The following is a 6,969-nucleotide window of genomic DNA, read 5'->3' as shown; positions in this document are numbered from 1 at the left end:
GACCGACCAGCTCAAACTGCTGGAGGTCTACTCCCAGGCCGCCCGCCAGGTGGCCGAGGCCGAGCTCGACCTCCTGGTGCGGCAGAGCGACTCCGACGCCCTCCTGGAGACCGCCGTGGTCTGGACGGCCCTGGGCGACGTCATCTTCGGCGCGCTGCGCAGGTTCGCCCAGGAGGACGTCATCTACGGCAACCGGTAGCCCCCGCTACCGGGCGACGGAGAGGGCGAAGGGCACCGGGCCCAGCGCCCCGACAAGATCGCCGACCATGAGGACGAACGCCTCGGGCACCCGGGCGGACTCGACGCCGCCGAGGTCGATGATCCAGCCGGCCGGCCAGCCGAGGTCGGCGAGCAGGCCGGCGACGATCGCCTTGGCGTCCGCGTCGTTCCCGGACACGAAGGCGGTGGGCGGCGTGCCGAGGCTCCCCGGGCGGGCCATCAGCGAGTCGTGCACGGTGTTGAGCGTCTTCACCACGCGGGTCCCCGGCAACGCCCGCTGGAGCTCCTCGGCCAGGCTGCCGCCCGGATGGCGGAGCGCCCTGGCGAACCCCGCGGCGTCCGGTTCGACCGCGTTCGCCACGTCCACCAGCACTTTGCCCGACAGCTCCGCCGCGAGACCGCCCAGCACACCGGCCGACACCGCGCCGGGCAGCGCGTTGACGGCCACCTCGCCCAGCCCGGCCGCCTCGGGCAGGCCCGTCACGCGCACACCGGCCGCCGCCCACCCGGCCGCCGCCGGGCCGTCCGGGGTCCGCGACCCCACGACCACCTCGTGCCCCGCGTCGCGGAACCCGCCGGCGAGCACCCGGGCCACGCGCCCGGAGCCGAGGATGGCGATCTTCGTCATGACTTGTTCTCTCCCTGGTCGGATGGGACGCACGGTCATGAGCGAAGGTAGGCGGCGCTACCGTGGACGCGAAGTAGGCACTTTCAAGTGGCCAGGGCACCTGAAGGGATGACATGGGCACCCAGACCGCCGCCGAGCGCCGCGACGCCGAGCGGGCCGGGCACCGCGTCCGCGCCGCCGCCTGCCCGACCAACCGGGTGCTCGACCGCATCGGCGACAAGTGGGTCGGCCTCGTCCTCAAAGAACTGGCCGGCGGCCCGCGCCGGTACGGCGACCTCGCCCGCGCGATCGTCGGCGCGAGCCAGAAGATGCTCACCCAGACGCTGCGCCACCTCGAACGCGACGGCCTCGTCTCGCGCGCGGTGACCCCGGCCGTCCCCGCGCGCGTCGACTACGCGCTCACCCCGCTGGGCGAGACCCTGCTCCCCGTCCTCGGGGCGCTCACCGAGTGGGCGGAGGAGCACATCGGCGAGATCGACGCCGCCCGCGAGACCTACGACGCCCCCGGCCGCCGCCCGCCGGGCTGAGCCCCGAGCCGGGCCGGGGGATCGGGAACGGGTCAGGCGCCGGTGCCGAGGTTGTCGACCAGGCCCGTCGTGTGCTTCGCCGCGCGGAACACGGGATTCTCCAGCACCTCGCGCAGGAAATCCGTGGTCGTGTGCATGCCGCGCCCCTGGATCCGGAACTCCTCCAGCGCGCGGTCGGCCCGCGCGATGGCCTGGCGGCGGTCCGGCGCCCAGACGGCGACCTTGGCCAGCAGCGGGTCGTAGTCCGCGGTCACCCGGAAGCCGGGATACCCGTGCGTGTCCACCCGGACGAACGGGCCGCTCGGCGGCAGGAACTCGGTGACGGTCCCCGGCGTCGGCAGGAACCCGCGGCGCGGGTCCTCGGCGTTCACCCGGCACTCGATCGAGACGCCCCTGGGCGCCACGTCCTCCTGCCCGATGGACAGCCCGTCCCCGGCCGCGACGCGCAACTGCTCCCGGATCAGGTCGATGCCGGTGACCATCTCGGTGACCGGGTGCTCCACCTGGATCCGGCAGTTGACCTCCATGAAGTAGAAGTCGTCGCCGTCCACCAGGAACTCGTACGTGCCCGCCCCGGCGTACCGGACCTCGCGGGCGGCGTGCACCGCGGCGGCGCAGATGCGGTCGGCCAGTTCCCGGGGCAGACCGGGCGCGGGCGTCTCCTCGATCAGCTTCTGCCGGCGCCGCTGCACCGAGCAGTCGCGCTCGCCGAGCTGGATCACCTTCCCGGCGCCGTCGCCGAGGATCTGCACCTCGATGTGCCGGGCGTGGTCGAGGAACGCCTCCAGGTAGAGCCGGGGGTCGCCGAAGGCGAGCTGGGCGCCGGTGCGCGCCTGCCCCCAGGCCCGCGGGAAGTCCCTGGGGTCGCGCACCACCGTCATGCCGCGCCCGCCGCCGCCGGCGGTGGCCTTGATGATGACCGGATAACCGATCTCGTCGGCGACGGACCTCGCCTGCTCCAGCGTCGCCAGCGACCGCGAGCTGCCGGGCAGCACCGGCAGCCCGGCGGCCTGGGCGATCTCCCTGGCCTGCGCCTTGTCCCCGAGCCTGCCGAGGAGCGACGCCGGGGCGCCGATGAAGGCCAGCCCCTCCGCCTCGCAGATCTCCGCGAAGTCGGGGTCCTCCGACAGGAACCCGTACCCGGGATGCACGGCGTCGGCGCCCGTCTGCAACGCCGCCGTGACGATCGCGGCGGCGTTGAGATAGCTGCGCCGCGGAGCCGCGGGGCCGATGCGGACGCACTCGTCGGCGAAGCGGGTCACGGCGGACTCGCGGTCGCTGTCCGAACAGACGGCAACGGTGCGAATGCCCATCTCCCGGCAGGTGCGTGCGACGCGGAGCGCGATCTCACCTCGGTTTGCGATCAGGACCGTGGAAAACAAGGGGGTTCCTCTCCGTCGCTGAGCTTGCGAGACCCGGCTCAGAGCGGGGCGAGTACGAACAGCGCCTCGCCGAACTCCACCGGCGACCCGTCGGACACGAGCACCTCGACGACGCGGCCGGGCCGATCGATGTTGACCGCGTTCATCATCTTCATCGCCTCCACGATCGCCACCTGCTGCCCAGCCGCGACCTCGCCGCCCACGTCGGCGAACGCCGGCGCTCCGGGCGCGGAGGCGCGGTAGAAGGTGCCGACCAGGGGAGCGCTGACGACGAACGTGTCGTCGTCAGGCTCGGAGCCGGGCTCGCTCCGGCCGGGCGGCGCGGGTTCGGCCGGGGCCGCCTCCCGGCCGTCGGCGGCGTGACCGTTGGGGATGTGGCCGCCGGCGAACCGGCCGTCCGGCGGGAGGCCCGGTTCGGGCCACTCGATCTCGACGGTCAGGTCGCCGGTCTGCACCCGGATGCTCTTCAGCGGCCCGCCGACGGCCTCGATCAGGCCGGTGACGTGCCGGCGCAGGTCCTCCAGCCCGTGCGGCGGGGCGGCGGTGAGTCGGTCGTTCATTCGCACCTCGATATCTCGACGCCGTATCGCCGAAACCGTCGTCGGCGTTGTGCCACCCGGTCGCCCGGGGACGTGGCGGCGATCTCGCGCAGGGTCGCGGAGAGCGCCTCGCGCACCAGTTCGGCGGCCGCCACCGGGTCCAGGTGGGACCCGCCCTCCGGCTCGGGCACGACCGCGTCGACGATCCCGTGCCTGAGCAGGTCCCGCGCGCCGATCTGCAGCGCGGCGGCGGCCCGGGGGGCCGCGGACCGGTCCTTCCACAGGATGGCCGCGCAGCCCTCCGGGCTGATCACCGAGTACATGGCGCCCGCGCAGGCGAGCACCCGGTCGGCCACGGCCAGGGCCAGCGCCCCGCCGCTGCCACCCTCACCGGTGATCACCGCCACGATCGGCACCGGGAGCCCGGACATCAGCCGGATGCTCTCCGCGATCGCCCACGCCTGACCGCCCTCCTCCGCCTCGACGCCGGGATGCGCGCCGGGGGTGTCGACCAGGGTGACGATCGGCAGGTTCAGCTTGGCGGCCAGCCGCATCAGCCGCGCCGCCTTGCGATACCCCTCGGGAAGCGCCATGCCGAAGTTGCGCCGGACGCGTTCGGTGGTGTCGTGGCCCTTCTGGTGACCGATGACGACGACCGGGCGGCCCTCGAAACGGCCGAGGCCGCCGACGATCGCCGGACAGTCGCCGGAGTGCCGGTCGCCCTTCAGCTCCTGGAAGTCCTCAAGGAGCAGGGCGATGTAGTCCAGCGTGGTCGGCCGGTCCTCGTGCCGGGCGTTCCGCACCACGTCGGCCGGATCCACGACGGGCAGCTCCCCCGGCTCACGGACGAGGCGGACCGGCACGGCGGGCACGGCAGGTACGGCGGGTACGGCGGGCGGCGGGGCGGGCACGGCGGGTACGGCAGGCGGCGGGGCGGGTACGGCGGGCGGCGCGGCGGGGGCGAGGGGGGTCTGGGCCTGGAGCAGGGCGGCGATCGTCGGCCGGAGCGCGACGCGCGGCACGACCGCGTCCACGAGCCCCCTGGCGAGCAGGAACTCGGCGGTCTGGAAGTCCTCCGGCAGTTCGCGCTTGATCGTCTGCTCGATCACCCGGGGGCCGGCGAATCCGACGCGCGCGCCGGGTTCGGCCAGGATGACGTCGCTCAGCGTCGCGAAGGACGCGGCGACCCCGCCGTAGGTGGGGTCGGTGAGCAGCGAGACGGTGAGGACGCCGGCCTCGTCCAGCCGGGCCAGCGCCTGGCTGGTCTTCACCATCTGCATCAGGGCGAAGGCGCCTTCCTGCATCCGCGCGCCGCCCGACGCGGTGACGATGACGAGGGGGTGGCGCAGCCGCAGCGCGGTGTCGGCGGCATCCGCGATGGCCTCGCCCACGCCGACGCCGAGGCTGCCGCCCAGGAACCGGAAGTCCATCACCGCCGTCACCACCGGATGCCCGAGCAGGGTGCCGGTGACGCAGACGACGGCCTCGTCCGATCCCGTGTGCTCGCGGGCCTCGCGCAGCCGTTCGGAGTAGGGGCGGGAGTCGGTGAAGCCGAGCGGGTCCTCGATCACGGCCGGCCGTTCGAGGCGCACGACCGAGCCGGCGTCCAGCAGTTGGGCGATGCGCTGCTCGGCGGTGAGCCGGCTGTGCGCACCGCACCCGGGGCAGACTCGCAGGTCGCGTTCGTAGCGCCTGCCGTACGTCAGTTCGCGGCACCGGGAGCAGCTGATCCACTCAACCGTTCCGGCCGCCATGGTTGGGACGCTCACCACGGCAGAGTCACATCATCGGCTCAACGAACGCTGGAAGCCGGCTCTAGGGTGCCGCCCCGCTCAGCCGTGGCCCGGCGCGCGGGCCGGTGGCCCCTCGGCGCGGCGCGGCCGGGCGCCGCCGGCCGCTCGAAGACGTCTCGTGCCGTGCTGAGCCGCGGCCGGCGATGACGACCCGGCCACAGGGCCGGCGAAGGTGGGTCGGCCCAGGCGGGGACGATCCGGGCGGGGACGATCCGGGCGGGGACGGTCCGGGCGGGTCAGCCGGAGTCCCCGCGGACCGCGCGCAGTCCGGGGCCGGCGGCCGGCACCGGGCCGATGACGGGGGTGTCGGCGCGGGCCTGGCGGTAGAGGCGCTTCCAGTAGGCGGAGAAGTCGAAGCCGGAGGCGGGCAGCCGGGTCTCGTGGTCGCGGATCGCGGCGGCGACCGGCCTGCCGGCGGCGGCCTCGGCGAGCAGGCCGGACAGCGACCAGGCGGCGGCGAGCGCGGCGTTCGCCCCCTCGCCCGGGTCCGGGAGGCGGACGTGGCCGGCGTCGCCGAGCAGGGTCACCCCCGTCGCCTCCCGCGGCTCGGCCGGGCGGGAGACGACCGCCCGGGTCGCCGCGGCGGCGTCGGGTTCGCTGAGCCCCAGCAGCGTGTGCAGCGCCGGATCCCAGTGCCGGGTCATGCCGCCGACGGCCTCGACGAGATCGGCGCCGCGCAGCCGTTCGGGGGCCGCGGGGAACAGGCCGGACGGGCCGAAGAGCCACCACGTCAGGTGGTCCCTGGTGTCGTCGTGCCTGCGGCCCGCCCAGGTGGACAGCAGGGCCGCGTCGAGCCCGTGGACGTGGCCCTTCAGCTCGCCCGAGGAGTCCCAGAGGAAGTCCATCGGCTGGGTGACGAGCACCGGCCCCGAGGCCCCGCGGACCACCGAGATCCCGCGGAGCATCTCCCAGGGCAGCAGCCTGGCCGCCTCCAGGAGGTCCACCTTGCCGTAGGCGGTGGTGAAACCGCAGTCCTGGAGGCCCGCCTGGGGGAGGAGCTGGCGGCGTACCCGGGAGTCGGCGCCGTCCGCGCCGACCAGGACGTCGCCGACCGCCGTGGTGCCGTCGGAGAAGAACGCGGCGATCCGGCCGTCCGGCCGCCGCTCGTAGCGGACGAACTCCTTGCCGAACCGGACGACGTCCTCGATCCCGGTGAGGAGCAACTGGCGCAACGTCATGTGGCTCGTGTACCGCAGGGCCGCCCCACGCCGGCCGACCACCGGGGGCGCGGTGGTGAACAGCTCCTCCAGCACCTCCGAGTACACCGTCAGGTGCCGGGGCGGCTCGGCGCACGTCGCGGTGAAGGTGTTGTACAGATCGGGGGGAAGCGCGTTCCGCAGTGCCCGGTCGCCGTCGGGGTCGATTGTGACCCGGCAGCCGAAGGCCCCCTCGTGCCTGGCCGCCACCCGTTCGTAAACGGTGACGCCCACGCCGGCGCTTTTCAGCCCGTGGGCGAGGCAGGCGCCGCCCAGACCCGCTCCAATGATCAGAACATGCAATGGCTTCTGTGGCATTTGACACCTTTCTTGTTGTTTCGCCGGGCGCGGACGGTGCAGCGAGGGCTCACTGCGAGAGATGCCAGGGCCTCTGACATCATGGGCATCGCCGTGCGGGTAGGGCGGATGGGCAACAAGATGTGCTACGACCCCCGGGGCGGAACGAGATCGCCATATAAGTACACCCAACACTATGTAAAAATGCATGTCAAAGATCGATGTGAACGTATGCGCATGGCCCGGTCGTCCAGCCGGGACGAAGGTTTCCGGGTCCGGCATGGAGCGTTCCGCGGTTTTCCCGGCGGTTCGGGGGAGACGCCGCGCGAGTTCGCCACCCGGGCAGGCGTCGTCGTTCCAGGAGGGTGTCCGATGGACGCTGTCTGCC

At 73.7% G+C, this 6,969-nt stretch carries 7 protein-coding genes; 2 read left to right on the top strand and 5 right to left on the bottom strand.

Features of this window, described 5'->3' with window-relative positions; genetic code table 11:
• Positions 1–199: hypothetical protein (locus QSK26_RS09540; protein ID WP_502888686.1), on the top strand; the 199-nt coding region annotated here is incomplete at its 5' end.
• Positions 200–205: 6 nt separating this feature from the next.
• Here the strand turns inward: QSK26_RS09540 and QSK26_RS09535 are convergent.
• Positions 206–847, bottom strand: a complete 642-nt coding sequence (locus tag QSK26_RS09535) for an NADPH-dependent F420 reductase (protein WP_285774649.1) — start codon at positions 845–847, stop codon at positions 206–208.
• A gap of 113 nt (positions 848–960) precedes the next feature.
• Here QSK26_RS09535 and QSK26_RS09530 point away from each other — a divergent pair, with 113 nt between their 5' ends.
• Positions 961–1,374 (top strand): winged helix-turn-helix transcriptional regulator, encoded by a 414-nt coding sequence (locus QSK26_RS09530; protein WP_285774648.1) that lies wholly within the window; start codon positions 961–963, stop codon positions 1,372–1,374.
• A 32-nt stretch (positions 1,375–1,406) separates the two neighbouring features.
• Here QSK26_RS09530 and QSK26_RS09525 read toward each other — a convergent pair whose 3' ends face one another.
• The 4 genes from QSK26_RS09525 to QSK26_RS09510 form a co-directional block, all read right to left on the bottom strand.
• Positions 1,407–2,756, bottom strand: a complete 1,350-nt coding sequence (locus QSK26_RS09525) for an acetyl-CoA carboxylase biotin carboxylase subunit (protein WP_285774647.1) — start codon at positions 2,754–2,756, stop codon at positions 1,407–1,409.
• A gap of 38 nt (positions 2,757–2,794) precedes the next feature.
• Positions 2,795–3,316: an acetyl-CoA carboxylase biotin carboxyl carrier protein gene (locus QSK26_RS09520; RefSeq protein ID WP_285774646.1), complete on the bottom strand. Its 522-nt coding sequence runs from the start codon at positions 3,314–3,316 to the stop codon at positions 2,795–2,797.
• Positions 3,313–5,064, bottom strand: coding sequence for an acetyl-CoA carboxylase carboxyltransferase subunit alpha (locus QSK26_RS09515; protein WP_352244300.1), 1,752 nt, complete (start codon positions 5,062–5,064; stop codon positions 3,313–3,315). Before QSK26_RS09515 ends, QSK26_RS09520 begins: the two co-directional genes overlap by 4 nt.
• Before the next feature lie 260 nt (positions 5,065–5,324).
• The gene (locus QSK26_RS09510; protein WP_285774645.1) at positions 5,325–6,518 is read right to left on the bottom strand and encodes a Rossmann-fold NAD(P)-binding domain-containing protein; all 1,194 of its coding nucleotides are present in this window, start codon (positions 6,516–6,518) and stop codon (positions 5,325–5,327) included.
• Positions 6,519–6,969: the final 451 nt, after the last annotated feature.

This window comes from Microtetraspora sp. NBRC 13810, assembly GCF_030268685.1.
In the GTDB taxonomy this organism is placed as follows: domain Bacteria; phylum Actinomycetota; class Actinomycetes; order Streptosporangiales; family Streptosporangiaceae; genus BSRQ01.
The sequence above is the reverse complement of the archived record's forward strand: the minus strand, read 5'-3'. Positions and strand labels throughout refer to the sequence as shown.

Excerpts from the sequence above, each read along its gene's own strand:
- QSK26_RS09535 (WP_285774649.1), bottom strand. The coding sequence starts at position 847 with ATGACGAAGATCGCCATCCTCGGCTCCGGGCGCGTGGCCCGGGTGCTC.
- QSK26_RS09530 (WP_285774648.1), top strand. The coding sequence starts at position 961 with ATGGGCACCCAGACCGCCGCCGAGCGCCGCGACGCCGAGCGGGCCGGG.
- QSK26_RS09520 (WP_285774646.1), bottom strand. The coding sequence starts at position 3,316 with ATGAACGACCGACTCACCGCCGCCCCGCCGCACGGGCTGGAGGACCTG.